22 protein-coding genes are annotated in these 24,392 nt (G+C 65.7%); 16 read left to right on the top strand and 6 right to left on the bottom strand.

Going from position 1 to position 24,392, the window contains the following annotated elements; translation table 11 throughout:
* The first annotated feature begins 51 nt into the window (after window positions 1–51).
* Window positions 52–1,065, top strand: coding sequence for an RcnB family protein (locus NV401_RS12555; protein WP_261294776.1), 1,014 nt, complete (start codon window positions 52–54; stop codon window positions 1,063–1,065).
* A gap of 86 nt (window positions 1,066–1,151) precedes the next feature.
* A complete protein-coding gene (locus tag NV401_RS12550) occupies window positions 1,152–2,471 on the top strand; it encodes a cation:proton antiporter (RefSeq protein WP_261294775.1) in 1,320 nt (439 codons plus the stop codon).
* 91 nt (window positions 2,472–2,562) lie between these two features.
* Here the strand turns inward: NV401_RS12550 and NV401_RS12545 are convergent, their stop codons facing one another.
* Together NV401_RS12545 and NV401_RS12540 are read right to left on the bottom strand one after the other, a co-directional pair.
* Window positions 2,563–3,852: a M20/M25/M40 family metallo-hydrolase gene (locus NV401_RS12545; RefSeq protein WP_261294774.1), complete on the bottom strand. Its 1,290-nt coding sequence runs from the start codon at window positions 3,850–3,852 to the stop codon at window positions 2,563–2,565.
* Window positions 3,852–4,307, bottom strand: a complete 456-nt coding sequence (locus NV401_RS12540) for a universal stress protein (protein WP_261294773.1) — start codon at window positions 4,305–4,307, stop codon at window positions 3,852–3,854. The genes NV401_RS12545 and NV401_RS12540 overlap by 1 nt, the downstream gene beginning before the upstream one ends.
* Before the next feature lie 142 nt (window positions 4,308–4,449).
* Here NV401_RS12540 and NV401_RS12535 point away from each other — a divergent pair, with 142 nt between their 5' ends.
* From NV401_RS12535 to lpdA, 5 genes are read left to right on the top strand one after another with little or no spacing between them, the layout of a single operon-like run.
* Window positions 4,450–5,763 carry a pyruvate dehydrogenase complex dihydrolipoamide acetyltransferase gene (locus NV401_RS12535; protein WP_261294772.1) on the top strand — a complete coding sequence of 438 codons (1,314 nt, stop codon included), beginning with the start codon at window positions 4,450–4,452 and terminating at the stop codon, window positions 5,761–5,763.
* Between the two features lies 1 nt (window position 5,764).
* Entirely contained in the window at window positions 5,765–5,992 is a 228-nt protein-coding gene (locus NV401_RS12530) for a hypothetical protein (RefSeq protein ID WP_261294771.1), read from the top strand.
* Complete coding sequence (locus tag NV401_RS12525; protein ID WP_261294770.1) at window positions 5,985–6,365, top strand: acyl-CoA thioesterase; 381 nt, start codon at window positions 5,985–5,987, stop codon at window positions 6,363–6,365. The genes NV401_RS12530 and NV401_RS12525 overlap by 8 nt, the downstream gene beginning before the upstream one ends.
* Window positions 6,366–6,382: 17 nt before the next feature.
* On the top strand, window positions 6,383–6,805 hold the full coding sequence (locus NV401_RS12520) for a hypothetical protein (RefSeq protein WP_261294769.1): 423 nt from the start codon (window positions 6,383–6,385) through the stop codon (window positions 6,803–6,805).
* Window positions 6,802–8,202, top strand: a complete 1,401-nt coding sequence (lpdA, locus tag NV401_RS12515) for a dihydrolipoyl dehydrogenase (RefSeq protein WP_261294768.1) — start codon at window positions 6,802–6,804, stop codon at window positions 8,200–8,202. The genes NV401_RS12520 and lpdA overlap by 4 nt, the downstream gene beginning before the upstream one ends.
* 56 nt (window positions 8,203–8,258) lie before the next feature.
* Here the strand turns inward: lpdA and NV401_RS12510 are convergent, their stop codons facing one another.
* On the bottom strand, window positions 8,259–9,083 hold the full coding sequence (locus tag NV401_RS12510) for a lectin OAA family protein (protein WP_261294767.1): 825 nt from the start codon (window positions 9,081–9,083) through the stop codon (window positions 8,259–8,261).
* 361 nt (window positions 9,084–9,444) lie between these two features.
* Between NV401_RS12510 and NV401_RS12505 the strand changes: the two genes are divergently transcribed.
* A complete protein-coding gene (locus NV401_RS12505) occupies window positions 9,445–10,719 on the top strand; it encodes a Xaa-Pro dipeptidase (protein ID WP_261294766.1) in 1,275 nt (424 codons plus the stop codon).
* A gap of 98 nt (window positions 10,720–10,817) precedes the next feature.
* Here NV401_RS12505 and dapA read toward each other — a convergent pair whose 3' ends face one another.
* On the bottom strand, window positions 10,818–11,699 hold the full coding sequence (dapA, locus tag NV401_RS12500) for a 4-hydroxy-tetrahydrodipicolinate synthase (protein WP_261294765.1): 882 nt from the start codon (window positions 11,697–11,699) through the stop codon (window positions 10,818–10,820).
* An 87-nt stretch (window positions 11,700–11,786) separates the two neighbouring features.
* Here dapA and NV401_RS12495 point away from each other — a divergent pair, with 87 nt between their 5' ends.
* Window positions 11,787–13,781 (top strand): lytic transglycosylase domain-containing protein, encoded by a 1,995-nt coding sequence (locus tag NV401_RS12495; RefSeq protein WP_261294764.1) that lies wholly within the window; start codon window positions 11,787–11,789, stop codon window positions 13,779–13,781.
* A gap of 66 nt (window positions 13,782–13,847) precedes the next feature.
* Here the strand turns inward: NV401_RS12495 and NV401_RS12490 are convergent, their stop codons facing one another.
* On the bottom strand, window positions 13,848–14,465 hold the full coding sequence (locus NV401_RS12490) for a hypothetical protein (RefSeq protein ID WP_261294763.1): 618 nt from the start codon (window positions 14,463–14,465) through the stop codon (window positions 13,848–13,850).
* Between the two features lie 84 nt (window positions 14,466–14,549).
* Here NV401_RS12490 and smpB point away from each other — a divergent pair, with 84 nt between their 5' ends.
* From smpB to NV401_RS12455, 7 genes are all read left to right on the top strand, one after another.
* Window positions 14,550–15,032, top strand: a complete 483-nt coding sequence (gene smpB / locus NV401_RS12485; protein ID WP_261294762.1) for an SsrA-binding protein SmpB — start codon at window positions 14,550–14,552, stop codon at window positions 15,030–15,032.
* A gap of 61 nt (window positions 15,033–15,093) precedes the next feature.
* Window positions 15,094–15,600 (top strand): DUF2062 domain-containing protein, encoded by a 507-nt coding sequence (locus NV401_RS12480; RefSeq protein WP_261294826.1) that lies wholly within the window; start codon window positions 15,094–15,096, stop codon window positions 15,598–15,600.
* A gap of 90 nt (window positions 15,601–15,690) precedes the next feature.
* A complete protein-coding gene (locus tag NV401_RS12475) occupies window positions 15,691–17,751 on the top strand; it encodes a M13 family metallopeptidase (protein WP_261294761.1) in 2,061 nt (686 codons plus the stop codon).
* Between the two features lie 76 nt (window positions 17,752–17,827).
* The gene (locus tag NV401_RS12470) at window positions 17,828–20,245 is read left to right on the top strand and encodes a hybrid sensor histidine kinase/response regulator (RefSeq protein WP_261294760.1); all 2,418 of its coding nucleotides are present in this window, start codon (window positions 17,828–17,830) and stop codon (window positions 20,243–20,245) included.
* 83 nt (window positions 20,246–20,328) lie between these two features.
* Complete coding sequence (locus NV401_RS12465; RefSeq protein ID WP_261294759.1) at window positions 20,329–20,682, top strand: response regulator; 354 nt, start codon at window positions 20,329–20,331, stop codon at window positions 20,680–20,682.
* 220 nt (window positions 20,683–20,902) lie between these two features.
* A complete protein-coding gene (gene recA, locus NV401_RS12460; protein WP_380816752.1) occupies window positions 20,903–22,012 on the top strand; it encodes a recombinase RecA in 1,110 nt (369 codons plus the stop codon).
* 257 nt (window positions 22,013–22,269) lie between these two features.
* Complete coding sequence (locus NV401_RS12455) at window positions 22,270–22,908, top strand: glutathione S-transferase family protein (protein ID WP_261294757.1); 639 nt, start codon at window positions 22,270–22,272, stop codon at window positions 22,906–22,908.
* A gap of 127 nt (window positions 22,909–23,035) precedes the next feature.
* Here NV401_RS12455 and NV401_RS12450 read toward each other — a convergent pair whose 3' ends face one another.
* On the bottom strand, window positions 23,036–24,355 hold the full coding sequence (locus NV401_RS12450) for a dicarboxylate/amino acid:cation symporter (RefSeq protein ID WP_261294756.1): 1,320 nt from the start codon (window positions 24,353–24,355) through the stop codon (window positions 23,036–23,038).
* Window positions 24,356–24,392 lie beyond the last annotated feature (37 nt).

Raw genomic sequence — 24,392 nt, 5'->3', positions numbered from 1 at the left:
GATTTTTTGCGGCGACCGGGGGCGTTTACCGCAGAACCAGGAGTGTTGACCATGCGGACCCTGACTTTTGCGGCACTTTCGGCGGCGCTCCTCGTGTCGGCTGCCCCGCTCGACGCGCAGCGACTCGGCAGCAGTGCGACGCAGACGAGTTCGGCGCGCAGCATGTCCTCGGTGCAGTCGCGTGGCAGCTGGAATGCGCCGCGCCCGGCACAAGGTGGCAATTGGAACGGTCCGCGCCCGACCATGCCGGCCGGTGGTTGGCATAGCGGTCCGCGCCCGACGCCGCCCGCAGGCGGTTGGAACAACACTCCGCGCCCGACACCGCCGGCCGGCGGGTGGCACAACAATCCCCGCCCGACCCAGCCCGGCAATTGGCACAACAATCCGCGGCCCGTGCCCGGCAACTGGGACCATCCGCGCCCGTCGCGCTGGGGCAACAAGATCGATGGCCACTGGTATGCCGGGCATCAAGCGCCGGGCGGGTGGAAGAATTATCGCCGCCCGACGCGCGGCTGGACACTGCCGCGCTACTGGATCGCGCCGAGCTTCTTCATCAGCGACTATTCGTCCTACGGCCTGGCCACGCCGCCTTATGGCTACAATTGGACGCGCTATTATGACGATGCCGTGCTGATGGACCAGCGCGGCCAGGTGTGGGATTCGGTCAGCGGGCTCGATTGGGACCGCTATGACGACAGCTATGGCGCCGGCTATGACGATGGCGGCTACGATGCGGGCTACGGGTATGACGGCGATGTTGCGCCGGGCGACGGCTATGGCGCCGGCTATCCGGTGCCGCCGGTGGTCTATGGCGCGCCAAGCGAAGTCGTGCAGGGCGGCGGCTATACGGCCGGTGGCCAGCGGGGCGGCTATGTCGCGGGCGGCTATTGGTATCCCCCGGCGACGACCACCACGGTGACGGTCACCAGCCCACCGGCCTATGTCACGACGACCACTGAGTATATCGACACGGTGACCTATACCGCGCCGCGCCGCACTCATGCCAAGAAGAAGGTGTGGCGGCCGACCAAGGTGCGCCAGTGCAACTGCGCCTGCCGCTGCTGACGGCGTTCGCCCGGGACAATCGCGAGCCGCGCTCTTAAGGTAGGGTTGGGAAATGAACGTCCTGCGCGCCCAGGGGTTCGTAGCGCATGTTCGAAACCTTCACCTGGCCGCCCGAGCCCTATATCCTCGCCATGACCGGCGCGGGGCTGCTCATCGCGCTCGTCGCGTGGCTGCCGCTGGCGCTCAAGAAGCTGCCGCTGTCGCTGCCGATCGTGTGCATCGCGATCGGCGCCGCCTTGTTCTGTTTCCTGCCCCTGCCGATCGCGCCGCTGCCCACGCGGCATCCCGTGTTCGTCGAGCATTTCACCGAATTCGTCGTGATCATCGCGCTGATGGGCGCGGGGCTCAAAATCGATCGCGTGTTCGGCTGGAGGAGTTGGGGCGCGACCTGGCGGCTGCTCGGGCCAACCATGGTGCTGACGATCGGGGCAATCACGCTGCTCGGCGTCTATGCGCTGGGCCTGCCCTGGCCGGTGGCGATCCTGCTCGGCAGCGCGCTCGCACCGACCGATCCGGTGCTCGCCGCCGACGTCCAGGTCGGCCCGCCCAAGACCGGGGAGGAGGACGAGGTGCGCTTCGGCCTGACCTCGGAGGCCGGGCTCAACGACGGGCTCGCCTTTCCCTTCGTGCATCTGGCGCTGGCGCTCGCCGCGGCGGCGGCGACGGGCGAGGCCTGGGCGACGAAATGGGTGTTGCACAGCGTCGTGTGGGAAATCGCCGCGGCGGTGGTGATCGGCTGGGGCATCGGGCGGCTGATCGGCTGGGTCACCTTCCATATTCCGGCTGAAAGCAAGCTGGCGCAGACCGGCGACGGGGTGATCGCGATCGCCGCGACGTTCCTCGCTTACGGTCTGTGCGAAATCGCGCAATGCTATGGCTTTCTCGGCGTGTTCGTCGCCGCTTTGGCCCTGCGCCATTCGCATCGCAGCCATGATTTTCAGCGCGACATGCACGATTTCGCCGAACAGATCGAACGGCTGGCGATGATGGCCGGGCTGCTGCTGTTTGGCGGCGCGCTGGTCAGCGGGCTGCTGGCGCCGCTGGGCTGGATCGAGGTGGCGGTGGCGGTGCTGGTGCTGTTGGTGGTGCGACCGCTGGCCGGCGCGCTCGGCTTTCTCGGCTCCCCCGCCAAGCGCAGCGAGAAGCTGACCCTGGCCTTTTTCGGCATTCGCGGCATGGGCTCGTTCTATTATCTCGCGTACGGGCTCAACCATATGCAGGCGGCCAACGCCGAGCGCCTATGGGCGCTGATGGGGCTGGTCGTGCTGCTGTCGATCCTCATGCACGGCCTGACCGTGACCCCGGTCATGCGACGGCTCGATCGGCTGCACGGGCGCGATCCGGATGCGGACGAGGTGGCGAACGACGGCAGTGTGGAGCCTGGGATGGAGGCAAGCGCCCGGTGATCGCCATCGTGTTCCTGCGAACGCAGGAAACCAGGGTAACCGGAGATACCGTTCGTGGCCATGTGCTCCTGCGTGCGCAGGAGTACAGCTGTTACCGCCGCGCGCGTTCGCCGAACGTGACGAGGCTTTCCGCGCCGTCCGCCGCGATGGCCGAGACGCCGATGAAGTGATCGTCGACCGGCACGTTGGCGAGCACGGCGCGCACGTCCGTCGCGTCGCGGCTGGCGGTCCAGTCCTGTGCCTCGTTGCGCCGCCAGCGAATACGATATTTCGCCGCGCCGGAGATCGCTGGCCAGGACACCGTCGTGTCGCGGGACAGGTCGCCGGCGATCGTCACCTTGTCGGGGGCGGCCGGCGCCGCGGCCAGCCGGGCGATCGTCGCGACGTTGATCGCGGTAATCTTGGCGAGATAGGCGAAATCCATCCGGTCGACCGTGTCGCCATAGGTCACGCCCCGTTCGCTGCGCAGGTCCTGATGCTGTGCATCCCAATTCTCGACCGCCGACGAAAAGCGCACGGCAGGAAAGCCGAGTTTCAGGAACGGCTCGTGATCGCCGCCGCGGCCGAAGCGATCGGGGCGGCGATCGACGAACACGTCCACGCCCTGCGGGATCGTGCCGGCGATCCCGTCGATCGCTTTGGCCAAAGCGCGCGACGGGCCGTCATCCTCGCCGCCATTGCCGCGCCGGGCGATCTGTTGCGCCAGATCTTCCGAGGCGCGGATGCCTTCGGAAAACACGCGCACCTTGGCCGCGTCGCGCACGCCGCCCTGGCCCAGGCTGTTGCCGACGATATCGTTGTTGAGCATCGCGCTGACCGTCCAGCCCTTCTCGCGTGCGGTTTCGGCGAGCAGTTGCGCGCCGAGCAGCCCCTGTTCCTCGCCCGAGAACAAGACGTAGACGATCGTCGCGCGATATTTGTGCTTGGACAGCAGCCGCGCCGCTTCCAGCACCAGCGCCGATCCGGAGGCATTGTCGTTCGCGCCCGGCGCATCGCTCTTGGCGTCCATCACGTCGGTGACGCGGCTGTCGATATGCGCGCCGACGATCACCACGCGCTTGGGGTCGCTGCCCTGCTGGAAGCCGAGCACGTCGACGATATTGGCGCCATCGGGGGTGCGCGGCGAGACCATCGTGCGCGCGATGTTCGACACGACGATGCAGCCGTTGCAGGCATCGGCGATCCGCGTGAACTCGCCGCCGGCCCAGGCGCGGGCCGCGCCGATGCCTCTCGCGGGATCGTCGGGCGAGGACAACGTGTGGCGCGTGCCGAACGAGACGAGCTTCTCGACATCGGCCTTGAGGCGGGTGGGGGAGGGCTTGTCCTGCGCAGCGGCGGCAGGGGTCGCGAGAACGAGCGCGATAAGCGGTAGGGTTTTCATCAGCTGAGCCTGTCGATGGCGTCGCGGGTCAGCGAGCCGGGGATGATCATGACCGGGATGGGCAGTGCGCCGGCATCGGTGCCGGCGAAATGCGTGACGAGCGGGCCGGGCGGGCCGATCGCCGCGGCGCCGAGCACCAATGCGGCGATATCGGGATTGGCGGCGATCATCTCGCGCAGGATCTTGGGCCCGTCGCCCTGGCGCAGCGTGATCGACGGGCGCAGGCCGGATTCCTCGATCAACGTGCCTGCCGCGCCGCTGACCAGCGCCTCGGCGTGAAGCCGCGCCTCCTCCTCGATCGTCGCCTGCACGCCGCCCCACGGGCCGAATTCCGATGGCGGCAGCAAGGACAGAATCTCGACGCCGCCACCGGTCTTCACCGCGCGGCGCGCGGCGAAGCGCAGCGCAATGCCCGCCTCGGGCGTTTCGTCGACGACGACCAGATAGATCCGCATGCATGCTCCCCTAAGAGCGGCCTAGGTGCCCGATATGCGGCTGTCGGCGCAAGGGGCGGTCTTGACCCGGGCGGTGGCGGAGGCGAAGGATCGCGCGCATTCACGGAATCACGTCCTCCCCAGGAACGAGTTAAGGATTACCATGCCGATCGAGATCAAGATGCCCGCTCTGTCGCCGACGATGGAAGAAGGCACGCTGGCCAAATGGCTGGTCAAGGAAGGCGATACCGTCAAATCCGGCGACCTGATGGCCGAAATCGAGACCGACAAGGCGACGATGGAGTTCGAGGCAGTCGACGAGGGCGTGATCGGCAAGATCCTGGTCGCCGAGGGCACCGACAATGTGAAGGTCGGCACGGTCATCGCGACGTTGCTGGAGGATGGCGAGAGCGCCGATGCCGCGCCGACCGAGAAGGCGGCTCTTGCCGCGCCGAAAGAAGAGCCCAAGGCGGAAGCGCCGACGGACAAAACCACGTCAGAAGCGCCGGTCGAGCCTGCGCCGGCCAAGCCGGCGTCGCCTGCTCCTGCTCCGGCCGCATCCGGCGAGCGGATCAAGGCCAGCCCGCTGGCCCGTCGCCTTGCCGCCGAGAAGGGGATCGAACTGTCCGCGCTGACCGGCTCGGGCCCGAACGGGCGGATCATCAAGGCCGATCTCGCCGACGCCAAGGCGGCGGCCGCGCCTGCGGCATCCAGCGCTGAAACGGCCGCCGCGCCGCAGGCCGCGGCCGCCCCGGCTGCCGCCGCCAAGCCGGCCGCAATCCCGGACATCCCGCACGAGGCGACCAAGCTCAGCAACGTGCGCAAGACGATCGCGCGCCGCCTGACCGAATCCAAGCAGACCGTGCCGCATATCTATCTGACCGTGGATATCCGGCTCGACGCGCTGCTCAAGCTGCGTGCGGAGCTCAACAAGAGCCTTGAGGCGCGGGCTGTGAAGCTGTCGGTCAACGATCTGCTGATCAAGGCGCTGGCGGTCAGCCTGATCCAGGTGCCCAAGTGCAACGTGATGTTCACGCCCGATCAGCTGATCAGCTTTGCCCGCGCCGACATCTCGGTCGCGGTCAGCGCGCCTTCCGGGTTGATCACGCCGGTGATCACCTCGGCCGATACCAAGTCGCTGTCGGCGATTTCGACCGAGATGAAGGATCTGGCGGCGCGCGCGCGCGAGCAGAAGCTGAAGCCGGAGGAATATACCGGCGGCACCGCGAGCATCAGCAACATGGGCATGTTCGGAATCAAGAATTTCGACGCGGTGATCAATCCGCCGCAGGGCATGATCATGGCGATCGGCGCGGGCGAGAAGCGCCCCTATATCATTGACGACGCGCTCGGCATCGCCACCGTGATGTCGGCAACCGGCAGCTTCGACCACCGCGCGATCGACGGCGCGGACGGCGCCGAGCTGATGCAGGCGTTCAAGAACCTGGTCGAAAATCCGCTCGGCATGTTGGCCTGACATGCCGGTGCGGGCGCTCATCGAGCTGCTGCACATCGCGGTTGGCGTACTGGCGACGCTGTTGTTGGCCTGGCTGGCGGCCTGGTCGGTGCCCAACGCGCGGGAATCGATCACGCTCGTCGCGTGGATCGTGGTGGGTGTCGTGGTGCTGAGCGGGCTGTGGTCATTGCGCCGCGCGCGGGACCACGGACGCGTGCCGCAGGCCGATGACGCCGCGTCCGATGCCTGAAGGTCCGCCCGCAACGGCGCCGGCGATCCGCGCGACCGCGATGGCGGCGGATGCCAATCCATACGGCAAGATTTTCGTCGGCTGGCTGATGGGGCAGATGGCGCTCGCCGCCGGCTCGGTCGCATCGCGGCATTCGGGCGCGCGCTGCCCGGTCGTGGCGGCAGACGGGTTCAGCTTCACCGCGCCGGTCGAAGTCGGCGACGAGGTGTCGTTCCACGCCGAGATCGTCGCCACCGGACGCAGTTCGATGACCGTCGCGGTGCAGGTATGGCGGCGCGACCGGCACGGCGAGGGCGGTTCTCGGGCGGCGGCGGGCAGCTTCACCCTGGTCGCGATGGGCGAGGACGATCGCCCGCGGGCGGTGAACGGCTGATGTTTCGGCTTGGCTTCGTGATCGCGATTCCCGTGCTGCTCGGGCTTGTCGGCGGCCCCTTGCTGCTGTTGTTTCAGGCCAATGGCGCGCTGCCGGGGGCGGGTGTGTCCCGCACCGCGGTCGGCGGCCTCGCCACGGCGGCCTTGCTTGGCGGCGCGCTGGGGCTGCTCGCGATCGTGCCCAATGCGCTGGGCGCGCAGATCGTCAACAAGATCGGTCTGCGATCCTGGGCGATCAACACCGGCTTGTTCGCCGGCATCGCGATCGCCACCTTCGGTTTCCTCAGCGATTGGATCGACACGATGCTGCGCGTGGTCGGCGGTGTCGATCTGTTCGGGGAACGAACGCTGCTGTGGCTGTTCTTCCTGCTCAACCTTTTTCTCTGCTGCGCGGTGCATCGCCGCCGCTTCCTCCCCAAGAAAGTCAGGACCGTATCGTGAGCGATTCCTATGATCTCATCGTGCTGGGCTCCGGCCCCGGCGGCTATGTCGCCGCGATCCGCGCCAGCCAGCTCGGGCTGAAAGTCGCTATCGTCGAACGCGAACTGCTTGGCGGCATCTGCCTCAACTGGGGCTGTATCCCGACCAAGGCGCTGCTGCGCTCGGCCGAGATCCTGCATTATATGCAGCATGCCAAGGATTACGGCCTGACCGCCGACAACATCACTGCCGATCTCGATGCGGTGGTGAAGCGCTCGCGCGGCGTGGCCAAGCAGCTCAATCAGGGCGTCACCCACCTGATGAAGAAGAACAAGATCGCGGTGCACATGGGCACGGGCAAGCTCACCGCGCCGGGCAAGCTGACGGTAACGGACAAGGACGGCAAGGCGAGCGAGCTGACCGCCAAGAACGTCATCGTCGCCACCGGCGCGCGCGCCCGCGACCTGCCGAACCTTCCGGCCGACGGCAAGCGCGTCTGGACCTATCGTCATGCGATGACGCCGGCCGAGCTGCCGAGCAAGCTGCTGGTCATCGGATCGGGCGCAATCGGCATCGAATTCGCCAGCTTTTACAATGATATGGGGGCAGATGTTACGGTCGTGGAGATGCTCGACCGGATCGTGCCGGTCGAGGATGAAGATGTCTCGGCCTTCCTCGAAAAGGCGCTCAAGAAGCAGGGAATGCAGATCCTCACCAGCGCGAAGATCGAGAAGATCGCCGCCAGCGAAACAGGCGTTGCCGCAACGATCACCGCCAAGGACGGCAAGGCGACGACCGCCGAGTTCAGCCACGTCATCGTCGCCATCGGCATCGTGCCCAACACCGCCGATATCGGGCTCAAGGAGCTCGGCGTCGACATGGACGAGCGCGGCTTCCTCAAGACCGGGCCGGACTGCAAGACCAACATCGACGGCCTCTACGCGATCGGCGACATCACCGCGCCGCCCTGGCTCGCGCACAAGGCCAGCCACGAGGGCGTGATCGCGGCCGAGGCGATTGCTGGCGGTCATCCGCATGCGATGGACCCGAAGAACATCCCGGGCTGCACATACTGCCATCCGCAGATCGCCAGCGTCGGGCTGACCGAGGCCAAGGCGAAGGAAGCGGGCTATGAGCTTAAGGTCGGCACTTTCCCGTTCATCGGCAACGGCAAGGCGATCGCGCTGGGCGAAGCCGAGGGCTTCGTGAAGACGGTGTTCGATGCCAAGACCGGCGAATTGCTCGGCGCGCACATGATCGGCGCCGAAGTGACCGAGCTGATCCAGGGCTATACGATCGGCAAGACGCTCGAAACGACCGAACAGGAACTGATCGAAACCGTCTTCCCGCACCCGACGCTGAGCGAGATGATGCACGAAAGCGTGCTCGGCGCTTATGGTCGGACGCTGCACATGTAACCCGGCAGCGGGCCCGGCCAAGGGGTAAGTCGGCCGGGCCCGCGCCGGAGCAGCGATCAGGCGTGGGACAGCGCCTTGACCGTGCCGGGGACAAGCTCGAGCCCGATCGGACCTTCGCCAGTATAGGTCATCGTGCCGGACAGACCGTTGCCGCCGGCATTGTTGACGTTGATCGCCACTACCCCCTGATCGGGACGACAGCCGAGCACCCAGGTGCCGCCGAGATTCCACGGTGCGCTGTCGCCGCCCCATTGGTTCTCGACCGCATAGGTGTCGGCCATCGTCCGCTTGCCCCTGAAGCCGATCGGGCCTTCGCCGAAATATGTCATCCAGCCGTTGAGCGTGTTGCCCTGATCGTCGCTGGTCACATCGAGTGCCACCACCGGCTGATTGGCACGGCATCCGATCACCCACAGGCCGCCCGGGTTCCACGGAGCGCTACTGCCGCCCCATTGATTGGCCGCGACGAAAGCGACGCCCTCGGACAGCGTTCCCTGCACGCCGATCGGGCCTTCGCCGTCATAGGTCATTGTGCCACGGAGCGTCTGGCCGCCGTCGTTGGAGGCGAGTTCGAACGCGATCGGCTTCTGGTCGGCGCGCGCGCCGAGCAGGAACAGGCCGGCATCGTTCCACGGCGCCGCATCGCCGCCCCACTGGTTCTCGACCTGATAGGTGTGGGTGGTCGTCAAAGTACCGCGAAAGCCGATCGGCCCCTCGCCTTGATAGGTCATTGTGACGGTGAAGGTCTGTCCGCCGTCGTCCGACCTGATCGACAGGGCGATCGGCTGCTGGTCGGCGCGATTACCGATGCTCAGCACGCCGCCATCGTTCCACGGCGCGCTGCTGCCGCCCCACTGATTTTGTGTATTGTATACGGTCATCACATCATTCCTCTCTGATGATTCCCGCCAAAGTCGAATGAACAAAGTTGCGTTAAAGCTTTGTCTTGCGCAGAAGACAACGTCGTCAATCGATGAAGGGCGAGAAATACTACGTTGATGTTACAGGACCCTGCAAATCGAGTCGAAGACTCGGCTTGGTACAATCATCATACTGCTTGGCCACGTTCTATGCCAATAATATCCGGTATTGTACTGCGGTTTATCTTAATCGTGTGGCGCAAGCAGCGTTTGGCAGGATTTCGGTGGCCACGAAGATATTTTTCTTCGGTGATCGTCGATGCTGGACAGACCCGTCCCGCGCACGCCACAGTAATCGGCTAGAAAGAGGGGGATCGCATCGATGAAATCTGTCCGCACGCTGCTGGCGTCGCTTGCCCTGACTGCCGCCGCCGCCCCGCCCGCTGCGGCCGAGACGGTGATCGTGACAGCCGACCGGATGGTCGACGTTCTTGCCGGAAAGGTGGTCGAGCATCCCGCCGTCACGATCGTCGACGGCCGCATCACCGGCATTGCCGATGCCCGGACGATCAAGTTCGGCGGCGACATCAAGCATATCGACCTGGGCGGCAAGACGATCCTGCCCGGGCTGATCGACATGCATGTGCACCTGACGTCGCTGGCCGAAATCGGCGGCTATCGCGGCCTGCAATATACCGACAGCTTCTGGAGTGCGGTCGGCGTCGCCAATGCGAAGAAGACGCTCGACGCGGGCTTTACCTCGGTGCGCAATGTCGGCGCGGCAGACTTTCAGGATGTCGGCCTACGCGAGGCGATCGATGGTGGCTGGGCAATCGGCCCCAGGATCACCACCGCCGGTTTGGCGATCGGCGCGACCGGCGGGCATTGCGATGACAATAGCCTGCCGCCCTCGCTCGACCGCAAGAGCCCGGGCGTGGTCAATTCGCCGGACGAAGCGCGCGCCAAGGTGCGGTGGCTGCACAAATATGGCGCGCAGGTGATCAAGATCTGCGCCACCGGTGGGGTGTTCTCGCTCGGCGACAGCGTTGGCGGGCAGCAGTTGAGCCTGGAAGAGATGAAGGCGATCGCCGACGAAGCGCACATGCTGCACATCAAGGTCGCGGCGCATGCGCATGGCGACGAGGGAATCCGCGCCGCGATCCTCGCCGGGATCGACACGATCGAACATTGCAGTCTGGCGTCGGACGAGACGCTCAAGCTCGCCGCGCAGAAGCGCACCTGGTTCGACATGGATATCTATAACGACGATTATATCCTGGCGACGGGCACCGCCAACGGCACCGAGCAGGAGAGCCTGGACAAGGAGAAGATCATCGGGCTCAAGCAGCGCCAGACCTTCCAGCGCGCGGTGAAGGCGGGCGTGCGGATGATCTTCGGCACCGATGCCGGCGTCTATCCGCATGGCGACAATGGCCGGCAGTTCGCCAAGATGGTCGAATGGGGCATGACGCCGCTGGGCGCGATCCGCGCCGCGACCTCGGACGCCGCCGAGGCGCTCGGCCAGACCGGTGATGTCGGCGCGATCGCGGTCGGGCGCTACGGCGATATCGTCGCGGTGGACGGTGACCCGCTGGCCGACGTGCGCCTGCTGGAAAAGGTCAGCGCAGTGATCAAGGGCGGGGTGCGGGTGAAGTAAGGCCGGCACCGCCAGCCAGGGTGAACGCTGGGGTCTTCCCGGGGAGGGGCGCTGCGCCCGCCCCCGGGAAGATCCCTGCGGTGCCAGCATATTGGTTCCTACAGCAGCCCGGCGGTCCGCAGCCCTGCATCCACCGCCGCACGGCTCGCCTCGCTCGGCGGCGTCATTGGCAGGCGCAACGCCATCGGCCATTCCGGCTTGATCATGCTCAGCGCATATTTGACCGGCCCCGGCGAGGCATCGGTGAACAGCGCCGTGTGCAACGCAAACAGGCGATCCTGCAGATCGAGCGCGAGCGTATAGTCCTCGTCCGCGCAGGCCGCCTGGAACTCGGCGCACAGCCGCGGCGCGACATTGGCGGTGACCGAGATGCAGCCCACCCCGCCGCTCGCATTGAAGCCCAGCGCCATGTCGTCGTTGCCCGACAACTGGCAGAAATCGGGCCCACAGGCGAGCCGCTGCGCCGAGGCGCGCTGGATGATCCCGGTCGCGTCCTTGATCCCGACGACGCTCGGAAACGCCTTGGCGATCCGGCCGACCGTCTCGACCGCGATATCGGTGACCGTGCGGCCGGGTACGTTGTAGAGCACGATCGGCAGATCGCAGCTATTGGCCACCGCTTCGAAATGGCGGAAAATGCCCTCCTGGTTGGGGCGGTTGTAATACGGCGGCACCATCAACGCGGCATCCGCGCCGGCATCCTTGGCGGCCTGGATGTTCTGGATCGCGACGCGCGTGTCGTTCGAGCCGGCGCCGGCGATCACAGGCACGCGGCCGCGGGCCTGATCGACGCACACGCGCACCGCATCGTAATGCTCATCGGCCGAGAGCGTTGCCGCCTCGCCGGTGGTGCCGCACGGCACCAGGCCCGACGAGCCCTCGGCGATCTGCCACTCGATGAATTCGCGATACGCGCTTTCGACGAACGCACCGTCGGGCGCGAACGGCGTGACGAGCGCCGGGATCGATCCGGAAAACATGGTTTATCTGCTCCTGGGGCGCGGAAAAGAGCCCGCTGCCGATTTTTGTTCACTGACAGTTACTGTCGCCTGGCGTAGGCTGTCCACATGTTACCAGCTTTGTTCGAAATCGCCCTGCTCGCCGCCGCTGCTTCCGGTGTCGCGCTTCCCACTGCCACGCAGGAACAGCTCGGCTGGGGCCGCGCGCAGCAATTGCTCAAGACCCAGGCCGCGCCGCAGGATGCCATCCTCGCTTCGGCCGTCGGACAGTGGAATGCGCTACGCCAGACCGACAGTCTGCCGTTCGATTCCTACGCCCGCTTCCTGCTCGCGCATCCCGGCTGGCCGGGCGAGGCTGCGATGCGCCGCACCGCCGAGCGCGCGCTGTCCAACGGCAACGGGGTGCCGGCAACCGTTGTGAGCTTCTTCACGCGTTTCCCGCCGCTCACCGCCAGCGGCGGCGCGGCCTATGCCCAGGCGCTGTCGGTCACCGGTCAGCGCGATGCCGCCTATGCCGCCGCCCGCAAGGCGTGGGTCACCGGCGTGCTGTCGGTGCCCGATGAAGCGCTGCTCGTCTCGAGCTTCTCCGGCGCACTCACCCCGGCGGATCACGACGCGCGGATGGACGAACTGCTGTGGCAGGGGGCAACCACCTCCGCCGCACGGCAACTGGCCTTTACCAGCCCGGGCAAGCGCGCGCTGTTCGAGGCGCGGCTTGCGTTCCGCACCAATGCACCGGATGCCGCGCAACGCTCGGCGCAGACCGAGGCGCTGGGCGCCAGCGATCCCGGCTATATCGCCGATCGCGCGACCTGGCTCCGCAACAGCGCGGCCGCGCCCAGCGCGCGTGCCTGGCTGGCCCGCCCGCGTGCGCTGGCCAGCCGACCCGGCGACGTCGAAAAATGGTATGAAGTGCTGCTCGCCAATGCGCGCGAAGCGGCCAATGACGGGCAGGCCCAGCTTGCCTACGATATCGCCAGCAGGGTCGACGACGCCTATCCCGCCGGAACCGACGTCAGCCGTACGCCGCTCGGCGAACGCGACGATTATACCAGCCTGGTGTGGCTTGCCGGGCAACAGGCGATGAAGAAGGCCAACCGGCCGGTGGATGCGATCGGCATGTTCGATCGCTATGCGCGCGGTTCGGCGACGCCGCAGTCGCAGTCGAAGGGCTATTATTGGGCCGGCCGCGCCGCGGAGGCGGCCGGGCGCCAGGCCGATGCTACGGCATTCTATACGCGCGCCGCGGGCTATCGCGATCTGTTCTACGGTCAACTCGCGATCGAGCGGCTCGGTCGCTCGCTGACCCCGCCGGTCGAGCCGGTCGCGCGCAGCGTCGATCCGGCAACGCGCACGGCATTCTTCGGTCGCGAAACGGTGCGTGTCGCGCAATATCTCGGGCTGGTCGGGCGCTGGGAGGATCAAAGCCTGTTCGTCCGGCAGATCGCGATCGACGCGAAGAGCGACACCGATCACACGTTGGCGACCGAGCTGGCGCGGCTGATGGGCCGGCCCGATCTCGGCGTGATGGTCGGGCGCAGCGCGGCGCAGAACGGCCTTACCGATTATACCACAATTGCCTTCCCCAGCGTGCGCGTGCCCGATTCGCACGCCGCCAACTGGACGATGATCCATGCCATCGCGCGCCAGGAAAGCCAGTTCGATCGCGCCGCGATCAGCCATGCCGGGGCGCGCGGGCTGATGCAGCTGATGCCCGGCACGGCGCGCGAGCAGGCCGGCAAGCTCGGCCTGTCGTACGATGCGGCAGCGCTGACGGTGAACACGGATTACAACATCCAACTCGGCTCGAGCTATTTTCAGCGCATCTATGCCCAGTTCGGCAGTTATCCGCTGGCCGTGGCGGCGTACAATGCCGGCCCGGGCAACGTGAACAAATGGCTGCGGGCCAATGGCGATCCGCGGACCGGCTCGGTCGACGTGATCGACTGGATCGAGGCGATCCCGTTGCAGGAGACGCGCAACTACGTTCAGCGCGTGCTGGAAAATGCTGTCGTCTACGACCTGCTGAACCCGCAGCGTGCACGCTCGGCAGGTGCGACCAACAAGATCAGCTGGTATCTCGGCAAGGGCCGGCCCGGCTGAGCGGGCAGGGCGGTCACCGCGGGCACAGCCCCGGCCTTTGTGGGCAAAGGGCGTGCGTCGCGGACGTTATTGAACGGTAAGGCGTTGCTGGTTCGGCGTCCCGGATTTTAGCCCTGCAAACGACGGCTGGCCGGGATTTGCCATGCTCGTGACGCGCATCGCCGCGTCGTGTTGATCGCGCTGATATAGCATCCGCAAACGCGGCCGCCTGGCATAATCCGGGGCCATCTGCGCCGCGCCGACCGCGGCGATTGCCGCCGCCACTGCCGACCTGCCCTGCGCAGTGAGCGTGATCGTCACATCTTCCTCGATCATCCCCAATGCCGCCATCGCCTTGATCAGGTGGGCAGCGATGGCGGGGCCGACCGTGGTGGTCGTTGCCAGCTCTGCCCCGCCCATCGCCACGCCTTCATGTTCACCGACGAACAGCGCGAGCAGCATGTCCAGGCCCGGATCATGCAACAGGTGAACCGGCAGATGGCGCTGCAACGCGCGTCGTGCGGCGATCATGCCGCGGGCGATGTCCAAGGGGGATCGTGTCGCGCGCGCATGCTTCTGCGCGCGCAATTCGGCAAAACGTTTGAACATATACAGGCCCGGATCCCTGACACCGTTGTCGGAGCGGCCTATGGGCGATGTCGGCGCTCCGGAAAAGTACGTATTATTGCAATAGCGATGATCCATCTGGCGGGTGGAACCGTCGTGCCGACGAAAAGCGCGGCCACGTGCTTTCCTTCCGCCGCCGCCGCGCCTACATCGCTGCCTCCCATGGCCAGACCAAAACCCGCCGCTTTCGAAAAGACCAAGATCGTCGCCGAGAACCGGCGCGCGAAATTCGACTATTTTATCGAAACGGTGTTCGAGGCAGGCATCGCGCTCGTCGGCACCGAGGTGAAGAGCCTGCGCACCGGGCAGGGCTCGATCGTCGAGAGCTATGCCGAAGTGAAGGATGGGCAGGTCCATCTGATCAATTCGAACATTCCCGAGTTCAGCCACGGCAACCGGTTCAACCACGAACCCAAGCGCCCGCGTAAGCTCCTGCTCCATGAGCGCGAGATCAAGAAGATGTTCGGGGCGGTGATGCGGGACGGCATGACGCTCGTCCCGTTGTCGATCTATTTTAACCCGTCGGGCAAGGCAAAGATCGAACTTGCCCTGGCCAAGGGCAAGAAGGCGCACGACAAGCGCGACACGATCAAAGAACGCGACTGGAAGCGCGAACAGGGCAGGATCATGCGTGATCGTGGCTGACGGACCTCCCGCGTCCAAGCCTGGCCTGTTCACGCGGCTGGCGTCATGGTGGCGTCGCTCGATGCCGACGCGCGAGAGCCTAGAGCACAACCGTTTCCTCAAGCCCGTCGCGCATCGCGTGCTTGCGCCGGAATTGTGGCGCTTCACGCGCCGCTCGGTGCCGCGTGGTGTGGCGCTCGGCATGGTCACCGGTATCCTGTTTCCGGTCGCCCAGATCGTGCTGTCGGCGATCTTCGCGCTGCCGTTCCGGGCCAATATCCCGACCGCGGCGGCGACCACGTTCATCACCAACCCGCTGACCACGCCGCCCTTGTGGGTGGCGGCCTATTGGCTCGGCCATTCGATCCTGCGCTTCGATGAAAAGGTACCCGGCCAGCCGATCGCGGACACCGTCGCGGCGAATACCGGCTGGCTGCACTGGCTGTGGGCGGGGGCGCTACCGGCGACACTGCTCGGGCTGCTGGTCATCACGGTGGTCCTCTCGGTCGCCGGCTATGCGCTGACGGCGCTCGGGTGGCGGCTGTGGATCGCGCACAAGTGGCGCCATCGGCACGATCGCGCGGGCTGAACTAGAAATCCGGTAAGATCTGTTACCAATATTTGACAAGCGTATTGGCCGGGTGGAACAGGCGGCATCCACGTACCGGAGTCGCGTTTCATGAAATTGTCGCTCGCCCTTCTTATGTCCGCCACCATGCTCGCCGGCTGTGCGACCACAACCGAGCAGCCGCTGGCCGATACCCCAGCCGTCACGCCGATCGCTGGCACCGTGACCACGCCGAAGCCTGCTTATGGGACGTTCGGATTCGATGAGGCCGGCATGGACAAGACCGTCCAGCCGGGTGACAATTTCTACGGTTATGCCAGCGGTACCTGGGCGAAGAACACGCCAATCCCGCAGGACAAATCGAACTACGGCGCGTTCAACATCCTTTCCGACCTGTCCGAATCGCGCACCCGCGAGATACTCGACGGCGTGGCCAGCGATCCCAATTCCAAGATCGGCGTCGCCTATGCCACCTATCTCGATCGCGCGGCGATCGACGCCAAGGGGCTGGCACCGGTCCAGCCGCTGCTCGCCCGGATCAAGGCGACGCCAAAGTCGGGCTATTCCGCGCTGATCGGCGAGCTGTCGACAATCGGCGTGCGCGGGCCGATCAATGCCGGTGTCGGCCAGGACGACAAGAATCCCAACGCCTATATCTTCGGCATCTATCAGGGCGGGCTGAGCCTGCCCGATCGTGATTATTATCTCAGCAAGGATGCAAAGCTGGCCGAGGCCAAGGCGGCGTACCAAGTGCATATCGCCAAGATGCTGACGCTGGCCGGCGAACCGGATGCGGCGCGGCGTGCAAAGGCGATCGTGGATTTCGAAACCGCCATTGCGCAGGTCAGCTGGACCCGGATCGACAGCCGCGACGCGACCAAGACCTATAACAAGATGACGCTCGCCCAGGTGCAGAAGCTGGCGCCGGGCATCGACTTTGCGGCGATGATCAAGGCTGGCGGCGTTGCCACGGTCAGCGATCTGGTCGTGGCGCAGCCCAGCGCCGTTGCCGGCATCGCCCGGCTGATCAAGGCCGCACCGATCGACGTGCTGCGCGATCAGCTCATCGTCAACGCGCTGGGCAATTTCGCCGACGTGCTGCCCAAGCCGCTCGACGACGAGAACTTCGCCTTTTACGGCACGATCCTGGCCGGCACGCCCCAGCAGGAAGAACGCTGGAAGCGCGCCGTGCAGTTCACCAGCAGCGCGCTCGATGACGAGGTCAGCAAGCTCTACGTGGCGAAATATTTCCCGCCCGAAACCAAGGCCGCGGCCGACACGCTGGTCAAGAACATCATCTCCTCGATGAACACGCGGATCGACCAGCTCGACTGGATGGCGCCCGAGACCAAGGTCAAGGCCCATGCCAAGCTTGCCGCCTTCGTGCCCAAGATCGGCTATCCCGATCGCTGGAAGGATTATTCGGGTCTGCGGATCACCGCCGGCGACGCGTTCGGCAACAACGTCCGCGCCAACCAGTTCCAGACCGCCTATCAGGTCGGCAAGCTGGGCAAGCCGGTCGAGCGCTGGGAATGGGGCATGACGCCGATGACGGTGAATGCCTATGCCAATTTCGGCATGGTCGAGATCGTCTTCCCCGCCGCGATCCTGCAACCGCCATTCTTCGACCCGGCCGCCGATCCGGCAGTCAACTATGGCGGCATCGGCGCGGTGATCGGCCATGAACTGAGCCACCATTTTGACGATCAGGGCGCGAAATACGATGCGTCGGGCACGCTTTCCGACTGGTGGACGCCACAGGATGTGAAGAATTTCACCGCGCTGACCGGAAAGGTGATCGCGCAATACGATGCCTACGAGCCGCTGCCGGGCATGCACGTGAAGGGCGCGCTGACGCTCGGCGAAAACATGGCCGATCTTGCTGGCCTGACCGTCGCCTACGATGCCTATAAGAAGTCGCTGAACGGCAAGCCGGCACCGGTGATCGACGGCTATACCGGCGACCAGCGCTTCTATCTCGGTTGGGCACAGGTCTGGCGGCGCAGCTACCGCGAGGCGACCTTGCGCCAGCGGCTGCTGACCGATCCGCATAGCCCGTCTGAACAGCGCACCGCGATCGTGCGCAACATGGATCCTTGGTACGGCGCGTTCCAGCCCAAGCCGGGCGAGAAACTGTATCTCGCGCCGGCCGACCGCCTGAAGGTCTGGTGATCCCACGCCCCTCCCGACCGGGAGGGGCGGCGCTAGCCCCTTGACGCGCCCGCCACAGGCTCCAAGACAAACGGCCATGGCCAGCCTTCCCCGATTGCCGACGAAACCCGACGACACGCGCGGCGCTGCGCTTTTTGCGATCGGCGGCGGCATTGCCGCGGCCGGCGTTATTCTTTGGCTGATCGGCGACCTGACCGTCGCTGCAGCCTTTTTCGCCACTGCGCTTGTCATCGCCGGTGGCCTCGTCGCCGCGCGCCGTCTGTTCCCCCGCGCCAAGGCGGGGGAGATCGAGCCCGATTGGTCGGTGGCGCGTATGCTCGCCGCGAGCAGCGCGGATGCCGTGGCGATCACCGATCGCGCCGGCCGCCTGATCTGTGCCAACGACCAGTACGAGCAGTTGTTCGAGGGTTTCCCCACACCGCCCGGGCTGCCAGTCGATCCCGCCGGGATCGAGCAGCTCAGCAACGCCGGCCGCGCTGCCTGGCGCGATGGCAGCGCCAGCGTGGCGCGGATGCTCGCCCGCGGGCGACCGCTCGGTGCGATCGTCGAGCGCGCCGGGGAATTGGACGATCTGCTGGTCTGGCGGTTTCGCGGTGCCGAGGGGCTCGACATGGCCGCCAGCGTCGAGGCGATGATCGCCGGCCCGACCGGCGACCGGCTTGCTTCGGCGGGTATCATGACCGCACTGATTGGCCCGGATGGCCGCATCCGCCAAGCCAATCGCGTGCTTCGCGCCCGTGCCATGGGGCATGAGGAGGGCGCGATCTCGGGGCGCGATTTTGCGCGCTTCCTGATCACCGACACGCATGGGCAGGTCCGTTTCGAGCGCGAGGGGCTGACCGGCGTGCCGCTGCGCGTGCTGCAGATCCCGTTCCTCGATGGCGACGATGCACCGATGCTCGTTGCCCTGCTTGACGAGGAAGGCGCCGGTGCGCCCCCCGCGATTGGCGCCAGTGCCAGCGCGCATGTCCGCAGTCTGGTCAGCCTGATGCCGTTCGGCATCGCGCTGGTCGATCGCGACGGGCGCTTCATCCAGATGAACGACGCCTTTGCGCGCGCCGCGCAGGTCGATGCTGCCGCGCCGCCGCTCTATCCCGGCGATCTGCTGGTGCGCGAGGACAAAGGCGTGGTTGCCGACGCGATCCGCCGCTTCGCCAATGGCGCGACGCATTCGACCGATCTCGCCGTCCGCCTGAAGGACCATCCCGACGAACCCGTCGCGCTGACCATCGCCGGCGCGCGCGGGCTGGGCGAAGCGTCGGTGCTGCTCAGCCTTAAGGACAATGGCGAGGAGACGCGGCTGAAGCGCGAGGTCGCGCAGGCGACCAAGATGCAGGCGGTAGGCCAGTTGGCGGGCGGCGTGGCGCACGATTTCAACAATATCCTGACCGCGATCATCGGGCATTGCGATCTGATGCTGATGCGCCACACGCCGGGCGACGGCGATTATGACGATATCCAGCAGATCCGCGCCAATTCCAATCGCGCGGCCAGCCTGACGCGGCAATTGCTCGCTTTCTCGCGCCAGCAGACGCTGCGGCCGCAGGTGTTGCAACTGCCCGACGTGATCTCCGAAGTCTCCAATCTGCTCAAGCGGCTGCTCGGCGAGACGGTAACGCTCACCGTGAAGCACGGCCGCAACCTGGGGCCGGTGCGTGCCGATCCGGGGCAGCTCGAGCAGGTCGTCGTCAATCTCGCGGTCAACGCGCGCGACGCCATGCTGTCGCAGAATGCGCGGGGCGGCGGTACGCTGTCGATCCAGACTCGCGCCGTCTCCGCTGCGCAGGTGCGCCACATGGGGTCGGACATTCTGCCGATCGCCGATTATATCGCGCTGGACGTTGCCGATACCGGCACCGGCATCCCGGCCGACGTGTTGCCCAAGATCTTCGAGCCGTTCTTCACTACAAAGGAAGTGGGCAAGGGCACGGGGCTCGGCCTGTCGACCGTTTACGGTATCGTCAAGCAGTCGGGCGGCTATATCTTCGCCGAGAACAATCGCGGCGGGCCTGGTGCGACCTTCACCATGTACCTGCCGGTGCATACCGCCCCGATCTACAAGGAAGGCACCACGCCCGAGCCGGTCCGCACACCTGTGGCTAAAGCGAAGCCGGTCGATCTATGGGGGACGGGCACGATCCTGCTCGTAGAGGACGAGGACATGGTCCGCGCGATCGCCGAGCGCGCACTTAGCCGGCAAGGCTATACCGTGCTCACCGCCGAACATGGCGAGGCGGCGCTCGACGTGCTTGCGAACAACGACAAGCCGGATTTGCTTATTTCCGACGTGATGATGCCGGTGATGGATGGCCCGACGATGGTTCGTGCGGTGCGTGCGCGCTATCCCGACCTGCCGATCCTGTTCATGTCCGGCTATGCGGAGGAGACGCTGCGCAAGTCGATCGATCTCGACAATGTCCACTTCCTGGCCAAGCCCTTTTCGGTGCAGCAACTCGCCGAGGCAGCGCGGACCGTGCTCACGACCAAGCCATGACGCGATCATCATCACGCCACAGCGTTTGGGCGCGGTACCGAAATGACTTGGCGGCGGGGCGGACGATTGGCTAAGGGCGGACGATGAATGGCCCGCAACGTATCCTGATTGTCGAGGACGAACCGCTCATCGCGATGATGCTCGAGGACTTTCTCGAGATACTCGGCCATCAACTGGCGGGGCAGGCGGACAATGTCGCGGACGCGCTTGGCGCGGTCGAGGCCGGCGGCGTCGACGCTGCAATCCTCGATGTCAATCTGAGCGGCGGCGAGAAGAGCTGGCCGATCGCTGACGCGCTGGCGGCGCGCGGCGTGCCGTTCGTCTTTGCCACCGGCGGATCGCAGGACGGCGTGATCGAGGCGCATCGCGCACGACCGACCCTGGCCAAGCCGTTCACGATGGACGGCGTGGCAAAGGCCCTGGATAGCCTCGCCTGACGCTCTGATATCGGCACTATCCCGCTTGCCCGGCGCATATCAGGGGCGACTCACATGATCTCGATCGGCCACCACTGTGGGCAGTCGACGCACGGGGCAGCCGCGCGTCCCAGGACGCGCAAATAGCTGCGTTCCCCCCTTGTTCCCATAGAACAAATACGATACACCCTGCATCACGCATTGAACGCATCTGGCGTTCGGTCTAGCGATGGAGGCTCCAGTGGCGGCATCTCTCAAGGTTATCGACAGCAAAATGGCAGCAGCATCAGACAAGGCCGGCGAGAAGGCCGCAGGCGAACGTGCCAAGGCGCTCGAAGCGGCGCTCGCACAGATCGACCGGGCGTTCGGCAAGGGGTCGGCAATGAAGCTCGGCTCGAAGCAGACCATGCAGGTCGAGGTGATCTCGACCGGTTCGCTCGGTCTGGACATCGCGCTCGGCGTCGGCGGCCTGCCGCGCGGCCGCGTGATCGAGATTTATGGCCCTGAATCGTCGGGCAAGACCACGCTCGCGCTGCATGTCATTGCTGAGGCACAGAAGGGCGGCGGCACTGCCGCGTTCGTCGACGCCGAGCATGCGCTCGATCCGGTCTATGCCAAGAAGCTCGGGGTCAACATCGACGAATTGATCGTATCGCAGCCCGATACCGGCGAGCAGGCGCTCGAGATCGTTGACACGCTGGTGCGCTCCAACGCGATCGACGTGCTGGTGGTCGATTCGGTCGCCGCCCTGGTGCCGCGGGCCGAAATCGAGGGTGAGATGGGCGACAGCCATGTCGGCCTGCAGGCGCGCCTGATGTCGCAATCGTTGCGCAAATTGACCGGCTCGATCAGCCGTTCGCGCTGCATGGTGATCTTCATCAACCAGCTGCGCATGAAGATCGGCGTGATGTACGGCAATCCGGAAACCACCACCGGCGGCAACGCGCTCAAATTCTATGCCTCGGTCCGCCTGGACATCCGCCGCACCGGTCAGATCAAGGATCGCGACGAGATCATCGGCAACACGACGCGCGTCAAGGTCGTCAAGAACAAGGTCGCGCCGCCGTTCAAGCAGGTCGAGTTCGACATCATGTACGGGCAGGGCGTGTCGAAGATCGGCGAGATCCTCGATCTCGGCGTCAAGGCCGGTCTGGTCGAGAAGTCGGGCGCCTGGTTCTCCTACGACAGCGTTCGCATCGGCCAGGGACGCGAGAATTCGAAGACCTATCTGAAAGAGCATCCGGAAATGTGCGACCGGCTCGAGCAGTCGATCCGCACGCGCACCGACAAGGTCGCCGAGGAAATGATGGCCGGTCCCGAGCCCGACGAGGACGGCGACGACGAACTGTAAGACGTTCGCGGCGGTACATCGTCGCACGATTGGAAAGGCCCGCTCGTGTCAGCGGGCCTTTCGCGCGTCCGCCGAGGGGGGGCGGGGGCGGGGCAGGCGTCCGTGCCCTAGCCTTCGTCCGACCCGCCGGCCATAGAGCCGATCGGGATCACCCGCAGCCTACCCCCGGGTCCGGCGCCGCCTATACCGTGCGATTCGACAGCGCCGCTCGACAACCGCCGCCACAGCACTAGCTTGGGCGCAAACCGGAGAGCGTCATGACCATCATCGTCCATCATCTCGAAAACTCGCGCTCGCAGCGCATCCTTTGGATGCTCGAAGAGCTCGGCCTGCCCTATGAGATCAAGCGCTACGAGCGGAACAAGCAGACCATGCTGGCCCCGCCCGAACTCAAGCAGGTCCATCCGCTCGGCAAGTCGCCGATGATCGAAGACACCGAGGCGGGCGCGGGGCGCGTAATCGTCGAGACCGGCGCGATCGTCGAATATCTCGTCGAAAAGGCCGACGGCAAGTTCGGACCGCTGGCGCACCGCGATTCGGTGCTGCGCTATCGTCAGTTCCTGCATTACGCCGAAGGTTCGATGATGCCACCGTTGTTGCTGTTGCTTGTCCTAGGGCGTATTCCACTCTTTGGTAAACGCGCGCTCAAGCGCGTCCAGCCGATGGTCGATGTCCATCTCGACTATGTCGAATCCGAGCTAGCGCAGCGGCCATGGTTCGCGGGCGACGAAATCACCGCTGCCGACATCATGATGAGCTTCCCGCTAGAGGCGGCGCGCAGCCGGGGCGGGCTGGATGAGTCGCGGCCAGCAACGATCGCTTGGCTGGCCAAGATCCACGCCCGCCCGGCGTACCAGGCCGCACTCGCCAAGGGCGGGCCTTACGCCTACGCCTGAGGACCATCCCTACCTGGCGGCATAGCCCCGCTACGGCTTGGGCAATGCATGGCGACGATCGATAGGCCGCATCGATCGTCGCCACCGAAACAACGCCTGTGTCGGGAAACGCCGAGGCCGGGGACGGTTACCCTCCGAAGCGATCCCGATCCACCGCCGGCCCATGGCCGAACGGTGCCGGTAGCGGGTCGATCTCGGCGGGCTCGAGTACGTCTAGCTTGCCCTCCCACTTGGCGATGACCACGCTCGCCACGGCATTGCCCACCACATTGGTCGCGCTGCGCCCCATGTCGAGGAAGTGATCCACGGCCAAGATCAGCAGCAGGCCCGCCTCCGGAATATCGAAGAAGGCCAGGGTAGCGGCGATCACCACCAGGCTGGCGCGCGGCACGCCGGCCACGCCCTTCGACGTGACCATCAGCACGAGCAGCATCATGATCTGCTGCCCCACCGTCATGTCGATGCCGTACGCCTGGGCGATGAATACCGTCGCGAAGGTCATGTAGATCATCGAACCGTCGAGGTTGAACGAATAGCCGAGCGGCAGCACGAAGCTGGCGATCCGCGGCGGCACGCCGAACCGGTCGAGCGCCTCGAGCGTGCGCGGATAGGCCGCTTCGGACGAGGCAGTCGAGAAAGCGAGCAGCAGCGGCTCGCGGATATATTTGACCAGCAGCGCGGTGCGTGGGCCAACGATCAGGAAGCAGGCGCCGATCAGCAGGCACCACAGCAGTCCCATACCGATATAGAAGGTGCCCATGAAATAGGCCAAGCTGCCGATGATCGAGGGGCCACGCTCGGCGAGCGTCCCCGCCACTGCCGCAAACACCGCAAACGGCGCGAAACGCATGACGTAATTGGTCACCTGCAGCATGACCTGCGCCAGCGCGTCGATCCCGCGAACCAGCGGTGCCGCCTTTTCGCCCACCGCGGTGATGCCCACACCGACGAAGATCGAGAAGACCACGATCTGCAGGATCTCGTTCTTGGCCATCGCATCGATCATCGACGACGGCACGATGTGCGAGATGAAATCCTTGAGATTGAACGCCGCCTTGTCGACGCCGCTTGCGGCATCGATCGGCGGGATCGGGATCGCCAGGCCGACGCCAGGCTGGAAGAAATTCACCAGCACGAGGCCCAGTACCAGTGAGACCAGGCTGCAGCACAGGAACCAGGCGACGGAGCGGAACCCGATCCGCCCGAGCGCCTGCGTATCGCCCATATGCGCGATGCCCACCACCAGGGTGGAGAAGACCAGCGGGGCGATGATCATCTTGATCAGGCGCAGGAACAAGGCCGTGACGATCGAGAAATAGCCGGCAATATCGGCCGCCTGTTTGGTGCCCGCGCCGCCATTGTCGTCGAAATAGGCGTTCACCGCCAGGCCGACGATGCCGCCAAGCACGAGCCCGATCAGGATATAATAGGTAAGGCGCTTGCCCATGGATGCTCCGGTATTGATCTGTGGCGGCAGGGAAGGG

The organism is Sphingomonas hylomeconis, assembly GCF_025370105.1.
In the GTDB taxonomy this organism is placed as follows: Bacteria; Pseudomonadota; Alphaproteobacteria; order Sphingomonadales; family Sphingomonadaceae; genus Sphingomonas; species Sphingomonas hylomeconis.
Note: the sequence above shows the minus strand (reverse complement) of the source record. Positions and strands in the feature narration are given on the sequence as shown.